At 51.5% G+C, this 13,640-nt stretch carries 14 protein-coding genes; 10 read left to right on the top strand and 4 right to left on the bottom strand.

Annotated features, from left to right (window positions below; translation table 11 throughout):
• Positions 1–4 precede the first annotated feature (4 nt).
• The 4 genes from C3D30_RS03510 to mutH all read right to left on the bottom strand — a co-directional run bounded on the left by C3D30_RS03510 (position 5) and on the right by mutH (position 2,980).
• Positions 5–1,045, bottom strand: coding sequence for an NADP(H)-dependent aldo-keto reductase (locus C3D30_RS03510; protein ID WP_001199282.1), 1,041 nt, complete (start codon positions 1,043–1,045; stop codon positions 5–7).
• A 107-nt stretch (positions 1,046–1,152) separates the two neighbouring features.
• Entirely contained in the window at positions 1,153–1,371 is a 219-nt protein-coding gene (gene ygdR, locus C3D30_RS03515) for a lipoprotein YgdR (RefSeq protein ID WP_000758660.1), read from the bottom strand.
• 137 nt (positions 1,372–1,508) lie between these two features.
• Positions 1,509–2,222, bottom strand: a complete 714-nt coding sequence (locus C3D30_RS03520; RefSeq protein WP_000895630.1) for a TerC family protein — start codon at positions 2,220–2,222, stop codon at positions 1,509–1,511.
• 68 nt (positions 2,223–2,290) lie between these two features.
• Entirely contained in the window at positions 2,291–2,980 is a 690-nt protein-coding gene (gene mutH / locus C3D30_RS03525; RefSeq protein WP_000082202.1) for a DNA mismatch repair endonuclease MutH, read from the bottom strand.
• A 185-nt stretch (positions 2,981–3,165) separates the two neighbouring features.
• Between mutH and C3D30_RS20710 the strand changes: the two genes are divergently transcribed.
• The 10 genes from C3D30_RS20710 to recC all read left to right on the top strand — a co-directional run bounded on the left by C3D30_RS20710 (position 3,166) and on the right by recC (position 13,584).
• Positions 3,166–3,312 (top strand): hypothetical protein, encoded by a 147-nt coding sequence (locus tag C3D30_RS20710; protein ID WP_016159643.1) that lies wholly within the window; start codon positions 3,166–3,168, stop codon positions 3,310–3,312.
• Positions 3,313–3,664: 352 nt separating this feature from the next.
• A complete protein-coding gene (rppH, locus tag C3D30_RS03530) occupies positions 3,665–4,195 on the top strand; it encodes an RNA pyrophosphohydrolase (RefSeq protein WP_000564488.1) in 531 nt (176 codons plus the stop codon).
• A gap of 12 nt (positions 4,196–4,207) precedes the next feature.
• Positions 4,208–6,454, top strand: a complete 2,247-nt coding sequence (gene ptsP, locus C3D30_RS03535; RefSeq protein ID WP_105286470.1) for a phosphoenolpyruvate--protein phosphotransferase — start codon at positions 4,208–4,210, stop codon at positions 6,452–6,454.
• Between the two features lie 150 nt (positions 6,455–6,604).
• Complete coding sequence (lgt, locus tag C3D30_RS03540) at positions 6,605–7,480, top strand: prolipoprotein diacylglyceryl transferase (RefSeq protein WP_000204651.1); 876 nt, start codon at positions 6,605–6,607, stop codon at positions 7,478–7,480.
• A 6-nt stretch (positions 7,481–7,486) separates the two neighbouring features.
• A complete protein-coding gene (gene thyA / locus C3D30_RS03545) occupies positions 7,487–8,281 on the top strand; it encodes a thymidylate synthase (RefSeq protein WP_000816226.1) in 795 nt (264 codons plus the stop codon).
• Between the two features lie 185 nt (positions 8,282–8,466).
• Positions 8,467–8,937 carry a prepilin peptidase-dependent protein gene (locus tag C3D30_RS03550; RefSeq protein ID WP_000857048.1) on the top strand — a complete coding sequence of 157 codons (471 nt, stop codon included), beginning with the start codon at positions 8,467–8,469 and terminating at the stop codon, positions 8,935–8,937.
• The gene (locus tag C3D30_RS03555; protein ID WP_105286471.1) at positions 8,928–9,491 is read left to right on the top strand and encodes a prepilin peptidase-dependent protein; all 564 of its coding nucleotides are present in this window, start codon (positions 8,928–8,930) and stop codon (positions 9,489–9,491) included. Before C3D30_RS03550 ends, C3D30_RS03555 begins: the two co-directional genes overlap by 10 nt.
• Positions 9,488–9,895: a DUF2509 family protein gene (locus tag C3D30_RS03560; RefSeq protein WP_105286472.1), complete on the top strand. Its 408-nt coding sequence runs from the start codon at positions 9,488–9,490 to the stop codon at positions 9,893–9,895. The genes C3D30_RS03555 and C3D30_RS03560 overlap by 4 nt, the downstream gene beginning before the upstream one ends.
• The gene (locus tag C3D30_RS03565; RefSeq protein ID WP_001276468.1) at positions 9,880–10,203 is read left to right on the top strand and encodes a prepilin-type N-terminal cleavage/methylation domain-containing protein; all 324 of its coding nucleotides are present in this window, start codon (positions 9,880–9,882) and stop codon (positions 10,201–10,203) included. Before C3D30_RS03560 ends, C3D30_RS03565 begins: the two co-directional genes overlap by 16 nt.
• Before the next feature lie 12 nt (positions 10,204–10,215).
• Positions 10,216–13,584, top strand: coding sequence for an exodeoxyribonuclease V subunit gamma (gene recC / locus C3D30_RS03570; protein ID WP_105286473.1), 3,369 nt, complete (start codon positions 10,216–10,218; stop codon positions 13,582–13,584).
• The last annotated feature ends 56 nt before the right edge of the window (positions 13,585–13,640 follow it).

Consider the following 13,640-nt stretch of genomic DNA (forward strand, 5'->3'; position numbering starts at 1 on the left):
ATGCTTAAGGTGCCGGATAAGTATAAACCTGATGCACCGCTTCAATTTCAGTTAATACGTCTTCGCTCAACTCCAGATGTAAACTTTCGATGTTAGTTTTCAACTGTTCCATCGTCGTTGCGCCCAGCAGCGTGCTGGCAACAAACGGTTGGCGGCGTACAAAAGCGAGCGCCATCTGAGCAGGATCGAGACCATGACGTCTGGCAATATCAACATATGCCGCGACAGCTTTTTGCGTTTGCTCACCACTATAACGGGTGAAGCGACTAAAGAGCGTATTACGCGCACCAGCCGGTTTTGCACCATTGAGATATTTACCGGTCAGCGTGCCGAAACCCAGGCACGAATAGGCCAGTAACTCGACGCCTTCATACTGGCTGACTTCCGCCAGACCCACTTCAAAGCTGCGGTTTAACAGACTATAGGGGTTCTGAATAGTGACGATGCGCGGCAGATCGTGTTTGTCCGCCAGATGTAGATAACGCATTACGCCAAATGCGGTTTCATTCGACACGCCGATATAACGAATTTTCCCTGCGCGTTGGTATTCTGCCAGTGCATCCAGCGTATCCAGCAGCGAAACCGCAGGCGCGGAATCCGTCCAGCTATAACCGAGTTTGCCGAAGCAGTTGGTCGGGCGCTGCGGCCAGTGTACCTGATAAAGATCGAGGTAATCAGTCTGTAGACGCTTGAGGCTGTCATGCAGAGCTTCGCGGATATTCTTCCTGTCCAGCGCCTGATCCGGGCGAATACCCTTGTCATTGTTGCGCGACGGTCCGCTCACTTTAGAGGCGATAATTAATTTTTCGCGGTTGCCATGTTTTGCCAGCCAGTTACCGACATAGGTTTCGGTCAGACCCTGAGTTTCGGGGCGCGGCGGTACAGGGTACATCTCGGCAACGTCGATAAGATTAATGCCCTGAGCAACGGCATAGTCGAGTTGTGCGTGGGCGTCGGCTTCGCTGTTCTGTTCACCAAACGTCATCGTGCCAAGCCCCAGCGTGCTGACTTCCAGCGAGCTGTGGGGTATACGGTGATATTGCATAGCCGTTTCCTTTTTATAATCACGACATAAGGAATATAAAAATGGCAGAGGGAAGGGAAAAGGGAAAGCGAAAAATCTTAAGGCCAGCCGGATGCTGACCTTATTTTTTAACGTTCAATAATTTGCGAGACATCATCGCGGTTAATTTGCATCGCGTTACCTTGTTGATCGTGATAACTCACAAGCCCGGTATCATCGTCAATTTCCGGTTTTCCATCAGTCAGGATCATTCGACCATCTTTAGTTGCCATCACATAATCGCTGCTACAACCGGAAACAGCAAATGCCAGTCCGACTGCGGAAATTAATACTGCCCATTTTTTCATCCGGTTATCCTCATTAAGCCCATCAATGATAATAGTCTGTTTATAATCTGACGTTATACATCTTGAAAGCAGGAAAGTCTTAAACTGTGAGAATAAAGGGAAGACGTTCGCTCTCCCACAGGAGAGCGAACGGAATATCAGAGCGGATTCTTTTTATTGCGAATCAGGTTGAGGCTTTCTACTGCAATGGAGAAGAACATCGCGAAGTAGATGTAACCTTTCGGTACGTGGATATCGAAACTTTCCAGGATCAGGGTAAAGCCCACCAGAATCAGGAAAGAGAGCGCCAACATTTTCACTGATGGATGGCGTTCAACAAAATCACCAATCGAACGTGCGGCGAACATCATCACGCCTACGGCAATGACTACGGCCGCCATCATAATAAACAGGTGATCCGACAGACCCACGGCGGTAATCACCGAATCGAGGCTGAAAATAATATCCAGCAGCATAATCTGCACGATAGCGCCGAGGAATGATGAAACACGTGTTTTCAGCCCTTCTTCTTCGCCTTCGATAGACTCGTGGATCTCCTTACTGGCTTTCCAGATAAGGAACAGACCACCCAGCAGCAGAATCAAATCACGAGCGGAAATTTCCTGATTGAAAATGGTAAAAAGCGGATTCGTCAGGCGCGTAACCCAGGCAATCGACGCCAGCAGCGCCAGACGCATAACCATGGCTCCTGCCAGTCCCAGACGCCGCGCGTGACCACGCTGTGCGGTGGGCAACTTTGCGACCACCAGAGAAAGGAAAATAATATTATCGATCCCAAGAACGATCTCCAGCAGCGTCAGCGTACCGAGCGCAAGCCAGGCGTTAGGATCGGTTATCCATGCAAATAACATCTAAAAAGCCCTGCCAAAAAAATGAAGCGGTAATTATATGCCCGGAATGCAGCAGGTCAAAGCGATGGCTACTGGATCAAAAAATGACGCGCCAGCAGTGCGCTGGTGAAATTCTTTTTCAGATAAAATCCGCGCGGCAATGTCAGAATTCGTTCACCCTCGGCGCCAATGGCTTCGGTGAGAGCTTTCGCATTCGCCGCTTTCGGTCGTATTTGCAAATATTCCCCGTGACGAGCGGTGATTCGCTCAACCTGACCGAGGACAATCATATCCATTAATTCTTCCCAGTCTTCGCGTAGCTGGCGGTCTTCCTCTTCGTTCGGACTCCACAGCAACGGTGCTCCTACGCGACGCTGCGCCAGTGGGATGCTGCGCTCGCCTTCAACCGGTATCCATAACACCCGTTTGAGTTTGTGGCGCACGTGGCTGGTTTCCCAAGTCACACCGCTATTGCCAGTTAACGGTGCAACACAAACGAATGTCGTTTCCAGCGGGCGACCAAGAGTATCTACAGGTATAGTTTTGAGTTCCACGCCTAAAGCGGCAAAATCTTGTTCAGGTTTACTTCCTGCGCTGGCGCCAAGCCAGATCTCCAGTAACACACCGATCCAACCTTTATCGCGTTTTAAATTCTCCGGCGTAACCAATCCGGCAAGTGCTGCCAGTTCTCCAAGGGTGTAACCAGAAAGTTGCTGTGCTTGCGCTAATAACTGCGCTTCAGTTTCGGGGGGAGAGGGCAATGGGCGAGGTTGAGACATGGCATTACACCTTGATTAAAAAACAAGCAGCTATTTTGTACCGAATATTCAGAGTGTAACTTTTTCCACAAGCGTTATTCAATTCTATGATTTATCTTGTTTTTTAATTCACAGGTGACGGTGTTGCGCAACGTCATGGTGGGTTTTCCAATTCTGGTCACTGAAAATAAACAGGATCTTACACCATGTTATCCACAGAAAGCTGGGATAACTGTGAAAAACCCTCACTACTGTTTCCATTTACAGCCTTGACGTGCGACGAAACTCTAATTTTTAGTGGTTCGGTGCTTAACTTAGTGGCACATTCTGTGGATAAATACGACGTTGGTTGATCTTTCGCCAACGCGTAAATGAGTGGTGTGACATGGGTCACGAATTTCTCTGTTTTATCAATATTTATGTATTTAATATATTGATTAATAACGAATATTTTAAAGTGTATTTTAGCGGCTGATTCAGAATGCTCTGGGTTTTCCCGTGGTAATTCCGTAGTTCTTCACAACTCTATCCACAGAAAAGGTGAATAAAAACGGCTATCCACCCCTTCCTCTGTTTATAACTCTGCACTTAACTGTGAGTTATTCAATTGTTATTAGTGTGTAATGCCCTGCAGAGAGTGGTTTACCGTCTTCCTGGAGTATGAAACAATCATTCGTATATAAAGCTTTATTTTGAGGTAGTCCGGTGATTGATGACGATGGCTACCGCCCAAACGTAGGTATCGTGATTTGTAATCGTCAGGGGCAAGTAATGTGGGCCCGGCGATTTGGTCAGCACTCCTGGCAATTTCCGCAAGGCGGAATTAATCCCGGAGAATCCGCAGAACAGGCGATGTACCGTGAATTGTTTGAAGAAGTAGGATTAAGCCGTAAAGACGTTCGAATCCTTGCTTCAACGCGTAACTGGTTGCGCTACAAATTACCGAAACGTTTGGTGCGTTGGGACACGAAGCCGGTGTGTATCGGCCAAAAACAAAAATGGTTTCTCTTGCAGCTGGTGAGCGGCGATGCGGAAATCAATATGCAAACCAGCAGTACACCAGAGTTTGACGGCTGGCGATGGGTAAGTTACTGGTATCCGGTCAGACAGGTGGTGTCATTTAAACGTGATGTCTACCGTAGGGTAATGAAAGAGTTCGCAAGTGTTGTGATGGCGCTGCAAGAAAATACGCCTAAACCACAAAACGTATCTGCTTATCGACGTAAAAGAGGTTAAGTCACGCCCATTATGCTCACTCGCCTGCGCGAAATAGTCGAAAAGGTAGCCAGCGCACCACGCCTGAATGAGGCGTTAAATATTCTGGTTACCGACATCTGTCTTGCGATGGATACCGAGGTCTGTTCGGTCTACCTGGCCGATCACGACCGACGTTGTTACTACCTGATGGCGACCCGGGGATTAAAAAAGCCACGTGGTCGCACCGTAACGCTCGCGTTTGATGAAGGGATCGTCGGCCTGGTTGGCAGGCTGGCGGAACCGATAAACCTTGCGGATGCGCAAAAACACCCCAGCTTCAAATATATCCCCTCCGTAAAAGAAGAACGTTTCCGCGCGTTTTTAGGCGTGCCAATTATTCAACGTCGCCAGTTACTTGGTGTACTGGTGGTACAGCAACGAGAGTTGCGGCAGTACAACGAAAGTGAAGAATCTTTCCTGGTGACGCTTGCCACCCAGATGGCAGCTATTCTTTCTCAGTCGCAGTTGACTGCCTTGTTTGGGCAATATCGCCAGACGCGAATTCGCGCATTACCGGCAGCGCCCGGCGTAGCGATTGCCGAAGGCTGGCAGGATGCCACGTTACCCTTAATGGAACAGGTGTATCAGGCATCAACGCTGGATCCGGCTCTGGAACGCGAGCGACTGACCGGGGCGCTGGAAGAAGCGGCTAACGAGTTTCGTCGCTACAGCAAACGCTTTGCCGCCGGTGCACAAAAAGAAACGGCGGCTATTTTCGATCTTTACTCACACCTGCTTTCTGACACGCGTCTGCGTCGCGAATTATTTGACGAGGTGGATAAAGGCTCAGTTGCAGAGTGGGCGGTGAAAACGGTCATTGAAAAATTCGCCGAACAGTTTGCTGCGCTAAGTGATAGCTATCTCAAAGAGCGAGCCGGTGATTTACGTGCGCTGGGCCAACGATTGTTGTTTCACCTTGATGATGCCAACCAGGGGGCGAACGCCTGGCCGGAACGTTTCATTCTGGTGGCAGATGAACTGTCAGCGACAACCCTTGCAGAGCTGCCTCAGGATCGCTTAGTCGGCGTTGTCGTGCGCGATGGCGCAGCCAACTCCCATGCTGCGATTATGGTACGTGCGCTGGGGATCCCTACCGTGATGGGCGCGGACATTCAGCCTTCGGTGCTGCATCGTCGCACACTGATCGTTGACGGTTATCGTGGTGAATTGCTGGTCGACCCGGAGCCGGTGCTGCTGCAAGAATATCAGCGGCTGATTAGCGAAGAGATTGAGCTTAGTCGTCTGGCGGAAGATGACGTCAATTTACCTGCGCAGTTAAAAAGCGGCGAGCGCATAAAAGTTATGCTCAATGCGGGATTAAGCCCGGAACATGAAGAAAAACTGGGCAGTCGCATTGATGGTATCGGTCTTTATCGCACCGAAATCCCTTTCATGCTGCAAAGTGGTTTCCCGTCGGAAGAAGAACAGGTGGCGCAGTATCAGGGGATGCTGCAAATGTTCAATGATAAACCCGTCACCCTGCGTACGCTGGATGTCGGTGCTGACAAACAACTGCCTTACATGCCGATCAGCGAAGAGAATCCATGCCTGGGATGGCGTGGGATTCGCATTACGCTCGATCAGCCGGAGATCTTTTTGATCCAGGTGCGGGCGATGTTGCGCGCCAATGCTGCAACGGGCAACCTGCACATTCTGTTGCCAATGGTCACAAGCCTCGATGAAGTTGACGAAGCGCGTCGCCTGATTGAACGTGCCGGACGTGAAGTTGAGGAGATGATCGGTTACGCAATTCCCAAACCACGCATCGGTATCATGCTGGAAGTACCTTCAATGGTATTTATGCTGCCGCATCTGGCAAATCGGGTTGATTTTATCTCTGTTGGCACCAACGATCTGACTCAATACATCCTGGCCGTTGATCGCAACAACACCCGGGTCGCGAACATTTATGACAGCCTTCATCCTGCAATGTTACGTGCTCTGGCGATGATCGCCCGTGAGGCGGAAACGCAGGGAATCGATCTGCGTTTATGCGGTGAAATGGCGGGCGATCCCATGTGCGTGGCAATCCTCATTGGGCTGGGGTATCGCCATCTGTCTATGAACGGACGTTCTGTAGCGCGGGTAAAATACCTGCTGCGGCGCATTGATTATGCCGAAGCAGAAAATCTTGCGCAGCGTAGTCTGGAAGCGCAACTGGCGACCGAAGTTCGCCATCAGGTTGCAGCCTTTATGGAGCGTCGCGGCATGGGCGGGCTGATTCGCGGAGGGTTATAGCGCGGATCATATACATATCTTTTAACGGTATCCGGCAACCAGCCAGGTTCCCTTGTGCTATTATTCGCACCTTTGGAGCGCCTGAAACCTGTGGCGCGCATTTCAATCGCTGTTCTCTTTCAGCGAAATAACAAGAACTTGTGGTGACAGATGACCAGTAGCTATCTGCATTTTCCGGAATTTGATCCGGTCATTTTCTCAATAGGACCCGTTGCGCTTCACTGGTACGGCCTGATGTATCTGGTGGGTTTCATTTTTGCGATGTGGCTGGCTGGGCGTCGGGCTAGCCGTCCGGGCAGTGGCTGGACCAAAAATGAAGTTGAAAACTTACTCTATGCGGGCTTCCTCGGCGTCTTCCTTGGCGGACGTATTGGTTATGTTCTGTTCTACAACTTCCCGCAGTTTATGGCCGATCCGCTGTATCTGTTCCGTGTCTGGGACGGCGGCATGTCTTTCCACGGCGGTCTGATTGGCGTGATTGTGGTGATGATTATCTTCGCCCGCCGCACCAAACGTTCCTTCTTCCAGGTGTCTGATTTTATAGCACCGCTCATTCCATTTGGCCTTGGAGCCGGGCGTCTGGGCAACTTTATTAACGGTGAATTGTGGGGGCGCGTTGATCCGAACTTCCCGTTTGCCATGCTGTTCCCAGGCTCCCGTACTGAAGACATTCTGCTGCTGCAAAACAACCCTCAGTGGCAATCTATTTTCGACACCTACGGCGTACTACCGCGTCACCCGTCGCAACTTTACGAGATGCTGCTGGAAGGTGTGGTGCTGTTTATTATCCTCAACCTGTATATCCGTAAACCGCGCCCGATGGGGGCTGTCTCGGGCTTGTTCCTGATTGGCTATGGCGCGTTTCGCATCATTGTTGAGTTTTTCCGCCAGCCCGATGCGCAGTTCACCGGCGCATGGGTGCAGTACATCAGCATGGGGCAAATTCTTTCCATCCCGATGATTGTCGCGGGTGTTTTCATGATGGTCTGGGCATATCGTCGCAGCCCACAGCAACACGTTTCCTGAGGAACCATGAAACAGTATTTAGAACTGATGCAAAAAGTGCTCGACGAAGGCACACAGAAAAACGACCGTACCGGAACCGGAACGCTTTCCATTTTTGGTCATCAGATGCGTTTTAACCTCCAGGATGGATTCCCGTTAGTGACAACCAAACGTTGCCACCTGCGTTCCATTATCCACGAGCTGCTGTGGTTCCTGAAGGGCGACACTAACATTGCTTATCTGCACGAAAACAATGTCACCATCTGGGACGAATGGGCCGATGAAAACGGCGATCTTGGTCCGGTTTATGGTAAACAGTGGCGCGCCTGGCCAACGCCGGATGGTCGTCATATTGACCAGATCACTACGGTACTGAACCAGCTGAAAAACGACCCGGATTCCCGCCGCATTATTGTTTCGGCATGGAACGTAGGCGAACTGGATAAAATGGCGCTGGCTCCATGCCATGCGTTCTTCCAGTTCTATGTGGCAGACGGCAAACTCTCTTGCCAGCTTTATCAGCGTTCCTGCGACGTCTTCCTCGGCCTGCCGTTTAACATTGCCAGCTATGCGTTACTGGTGCATATGATGGCGCAGCAGTGCGATCTGGAAGTGGGTGATTTTGTCTGGACCGGTGGCGATACGCACCTGTACAGCAATCATATGGATCAAACCCATCTGCAATTAAGTCGTGAACCGCGTCCGCTGCCGAAGCTGATTATCAAACGTAAACCTGAATCCATCTTCGACTACCGTTTCGAAGACTTTGAGATTGAAGGCTACGATCCGCATCCGGGAATTAAAGCGCCGGTTGCTATCTAAATTACGCAACATCCTGCCAGAGCCGACGCCAGTGTGCGTCGGTTTTTTTTATCCTTCACTAAATTCTTCGAGACGCCTTCCCGAAATTTTGCAACGCCCTGCAACAGCGTAAATAGTCCGGAAGACGCGCCGAAGAATGAGAAACTGGCCCTCGTCTTTTTTTCTCCTCGCTCCATACTGCCGGCATGAAAACACAACGTGGTTATACGCTGATTGAAACGCTGGTTGCGATGCTGATTTTGGTCATGCTAAGCGCAAGTGGACTCTATGGCTGGCAATACTGGCAGCAGTCGCAACGGCTCTGGCAAACCGCCAGCCAGGCGCGGGACTATTTGCTCTATTTACGTGAGGATGCCAACTGGCATAACCGCGACCACAGTATCAGCGTCATCAGGGAGGGGAAGTTATGGTGTCTTGTGAGTTCTGCCGCAGGGGCGAATGCCTGTCATGGCAGTTCACCGTTGGTCTTTGTGCCACGCTGGCCCGACGTAGAAATGAACGACCTGACGCCTTCGCTCACTTTCTTTGGCCTGCGCAATACCGCATGGGCCGGGCATATTCGCTTCAAAAATTCAGCGGGAGAGTGGTGGCTGGTGGTTTCGCCGTGGGGAAGGCTCCGGCTTTGCCAGAAAGGAGAAACAGAAGGATGCCTGTAAAAGAGCAAGGATTTTCTCTGTTGGAAGTTTTGATTGCTATGGCGATCAGTAGCGTACTGTTGCTGGGGGCTGCACAATTTCTGCCTGCATTACAGCGTGAAAGTTTGACGAGCACCCGTAAGCTGGCGCTGGAAGATGAAATCTGGCTGCGGATATTTACAGTCGCGAAGCATCTCCAGAGAGCAGGTTATTGTCATGGGAGCTGCACTGGCGAGGGGCTGGTCATTGTCGGGCAGGGGGACTGTATCATTGTGCAGTGGGATGCGAACAGTAACGGTATCTGGGAGAGCGAACCGGTAAAAGAGTCCGACCAGATTGGATTTCGTCTGAAGGAGCATGTGCTGGAAACGCTACGCGGTGCGACATCTTGTGAAGGTAAGGGCTGGGATAAAGTCACTAATCCGGATGCCATCATTATCGATACTTTTCAGGTCGTGCGTCAGGATGTCAGTGGTTTCTCGCCGGTGTTGACGGTTAATATGCGGGGCGCCAGTAAGGCTGAACCACAAACCGTGGTGGATGCCAGCTATAGCGTAACAGGATTCAACCTGTGAATCGTGAACGGGGAGTTTCATCGCTGGCACTGGTTCTAATGTTGCTGGTTTTGGGCAGCTTGCTGCTACAGGGAATGAGCCAACAGGATCGCAGTTTTGCCTCTCGGGTGACTATGGAAAGCCAGTCATTGCGCCGTCAGGCTATCGTACAGTCGGCGCTGGAATGGGGCAAAATGCACTCCTGGCAGACACAGCCCGCAGTTCAGTGCTCACAGTACGCTGCAACCGGTGCCCGAGTTTGTCTGCGTTTACTGGCAGATAATCAAACCTTGCTGATTGCCGGTTATGAAGGCGTTTCATTATGGCGAACAGGCGAAGTCATCGATGGAAACATTGTTTTTTCGCCATGCGGCTGGAGTGATTTTTGTCCGCAGAAAGAGGGGGCGTTATGTCAGCTTCCCTGAAGAATCAACAAGGCTTTAGCCTGCCGGAAGTGATGTTGGCGATGGTGCTGATGGTGATGATTGTCACTGCGTTATCGGGGTATCAGAGAACATTAATGAACAGTCTTGCCAGCAGAAACCAGTATCTGCAACTCTGGCGGCATGGCTGGCAGCAAACTCAACTGCGCGCGATTTCGCCACCTGCCAACTGGCAGGTTAACCGAATGCAGACATCGCAGGCGGGATGTGTCAGCATCAGCGTTACGTTAGTTTCACCCGGGGGCAGAGAAGGCGAGATGACCCGCCTGCATTGCCCGAATCGTCAGTAGTCAGGAGCCGCTATGCTAAGGGTCTACCATTCCAATCGTCTGGACGTGCTGGAAGCGTTGATGGAGTTTATCGTCGAACGCGAACGGCTGGACGATCCTTTCGAACCAGAAATGATTCTGGTGCAAAGTACCGGTATGGCGCAGTGGCTGCAAATGACGCTGTCGCAGAAGTTTGGCATTGCGGCAAACATTGATTTTCCGCTGCCGGCGAGCTTTATCTGGGATATGTTCGTCCGCGTATTGCCGGAGATCCCTAAAGAGAGCGCCTTCAACAAGCAAAGCATGAGCTGGAAACTGATGACTCTGCTGCCGCAATTGCTGGATCGCGAAGATTTTACCCTGTTGCGTCATTACCTGACTGACGATAGCGACAAGCGCAAGCTGTTTCAGCTTTCCTCAAAAGCGGCGGACCTGTTTGACCAGTATCTGGTCTATCGCCCGGACTGGCTGACACAGTGGGAAGCGGGACATCTGGTTGAAGGGTTGGGAGAAGCGCAGGCCTGGCAAGCTCCCTTGTGGAAGGCGCTGGTGGAATATACCCATGAACTGGGGCAACCGCGCTGGCACCGTGCCAATCTCTATCAACGCTTTATCGAAACGCTGGAGTCCGCGACGACCTGCCCGCCGGGGTTACCTTCGCGCGTCTTTATATGCGGTATTTCCGCGTTACCGCCTGTTTATCTACAGGCGCTACAGGCGCTGGGTAAACATATTGAAATCCATCTTCTGTTTACCAATCCCTGCCGTTATTACTGGGGCGATATTAAAGATCCGGCTTATCTGGCGAAACTGCTGACTCGCCAGCGCCGACACAGTTTTGAAGATCGCGAATTGCCGCTATTCCGCGATAGCGAAAACGCCGGACAGTTGTTTAACAGCGACGGCGAACAGGATGTTGGTAACCCGCTACTGGCCTCATGGGGCAAGCTGGGGCGCGACTACATCTATCTGCTTGCCGATCTCCAGAGCAGTCAGGAGCTGGACGCATTCGTTGATGTTACGCCAGACAGCCTGTTGCATAACATCCAGTCCGACATTCTCGAACTGGAAAATCGTGCCGTTGCGGGCGTGAATCTGGCAGAGTTTTCCCGTAGCGATAACAAACGTCTGCTTGATCCACAAGATAACAGCGTCACCTTCCACGTATGCCACAGCCCGCAGCGCGAAGTGGAAGTTTTGCACGATCGCCTGCTGGCGATGCTGGAAGAAGATCCGACACTTACTCCACGCGACATCATCGTGATGGTGGCCGACATCGACAACTATAGTCCGTTTATTCAGGCTGTATTTGGTAGCGCGCCTGCGGATCGTTACCTGCCTTATGCCATTTCCGACCGTCGGGCGCGGCAGTCACATCCAGTACTGGAAGCATTTATTAGCCTGTTATCACTGCCTGACAGCCGCTTTGTGTCGGAGGATGTGCTGGCGCTGCTGGACGTGCCGGTACTGGCGGCGCGGTTTGATATCACCGAAGAAGGGCTACGTTATTTACGTTTGTGGGTTAATGAATCCGGCATTCGCTGGGGGATTGATGACGACAACGTTCGCGAGCTGGAACTCCCCGCCACCGGGCAACACACCTGGCGATTTGGCCTGACGCGCATGTTGCTGGGCTATGCAATGGAGAGCGCCCAGGGCGAGTGGCAATCGGTTCTGCCTTATGATGAATCGAGCGGCTTAATTGCGGAACTGGTAGGGCATCTGGCGTCACTGCTAATGCAACTGAATATCTGGCGTCGCGGGTTAGCGCAGGAGCGCCCGCTTGAGGAGTGGCTGCCGGTTTGTCGCGATATGCTAAACGCCTTCTTCCTGCCGGATGCGGAAACTGAAGCGGCGATGACGCTTATCGAACAACAATGGCAAGCGATTATCGCCGAAGGTTTAGGTGCGCAGTATGGCGACGCGGTGCCGCTGTCGCTGTTACGTGATGAACTGGCACAACGCCTCGATCAAGAACGTATCAGCCAGCGTTTTCTTGCAGGTCCGGTTAACATTTGTACGTTGATGCCAATGCGTTCAATCCCGTTCAAAGTGGTTTGCCTGCTGGGAATGAACGATGGTGTTTATCCGCGCCAGCTTGCGCCATTGGGCTTTGATTTAATGAGTCAGAAACCGAAACGTGGCGACCGTAGCCGTCGCGATGACGACCGCTATCTATTCCTGGAAGCGTTAATTTCCGCGCAGCAAAAACTCTATATCAGCTATATCGGGCGTTCCATTCAGGATAACAGTGAACGTTTCCCGTCGGTGCTAGTGCAAGAACTGATCGACTACATTGGACAAAGTCATTATCTGCCGGGTGATGAAGAGCTTAACTGTGATGAAAGCGAGGTACGGGTAAAAGAGCATCTTACTTGCCTCCATACCCGGATGCCGTTTGATCCGCAAAACTACCAGCCTGGCGAACGACAAAGTTATGCTCGTGAATGGCTACCGGCAGCCAGCCAGGCTGGTAAAGCACATTCTGAATTTGTTCAGCCGCTGCCGTTTACCTTACCGGAAACCGTGCCGCTGGAAACGCTACAACGATTCTGGGCACATCCGGTGCGGGCATTTTTCCAGATGCGTTTGCAGGTGAACTTCCGTACCGAAGACAGCGAAATCCCCGACACCGAGCCATTTATTCTGGAAGGGCTTAGCCGTTATCAAATCAATCAGCAGTTATTGAATGCACTGGTTGAGCAGGATGATGCCGAACGTTTGTTCCGCCGCTTCCGGGCGGCAGGGGATTTACCGTATGGCGCTTTTGGTGAAATTTTCTGGGAAACACAGTGCCAGGAGATGCAGCTGCTTGCCGACAGAGTCATTGCCTGTCGCCAGCCGGGGCAGAGTATGGAAATTGATCTCGCCTGCAACGGTGTGCAGATAACTGGCTGGTTGCCGCAGGTGCAGCCGGATGGCCTGTTGCGCTGGCGTCCCTCTTTATTAAGTGTGGCGCAGGGAATGCAACTTTGGCTGGAACACCTTGTCTACTGTGCCAGCGGTGGTAATGGCGAAAGTCGCCTTTTTCTACGCAAAGACGGCGAGTGGCGTTTTCCGCCGCTTGCAGCCGAACAGGCTTTGCATTACCTCTCACAACTGATTGAGGGGTATCGTGAAGGAATGTCCGCGCCATTGCTGGTGTTACCTGAAAGTGGCGGCGCGTGGCTAAAAACCTGTTATGACGCGCAAAACGATGCCATGCTGGATGACGATTCCACGTTGCAAAAAGCCCGTACGAAATTCCTTCAGGCTTACGAAGGCAACATGATGGTGCGTGGCGAAGGTGATGATATCTGGTATCAACGGCTCTGGCGGCAATTAACACCAGAGACAATGGAGGCCATCGTTGATCAGTCGCAACGTTTCCTGTTACCGCTGTTTCGTTTTAATCAGTCATGAGTTCTGTATAAAAATTGCGCAATCCATCTGCTTACTTTATGATGCGCACCAGTCAC

Source organism: Escherichia sp. MOD1-EC5433 (genome assembly GCF_002966005.1).
Taxonomy (GTDB): Bacteria; Pseudomonadota; Gammaproteobacteria; order Enterobacterales; family Enterobacteriaceae; genus Escherichia; species Escherichia ruysiae.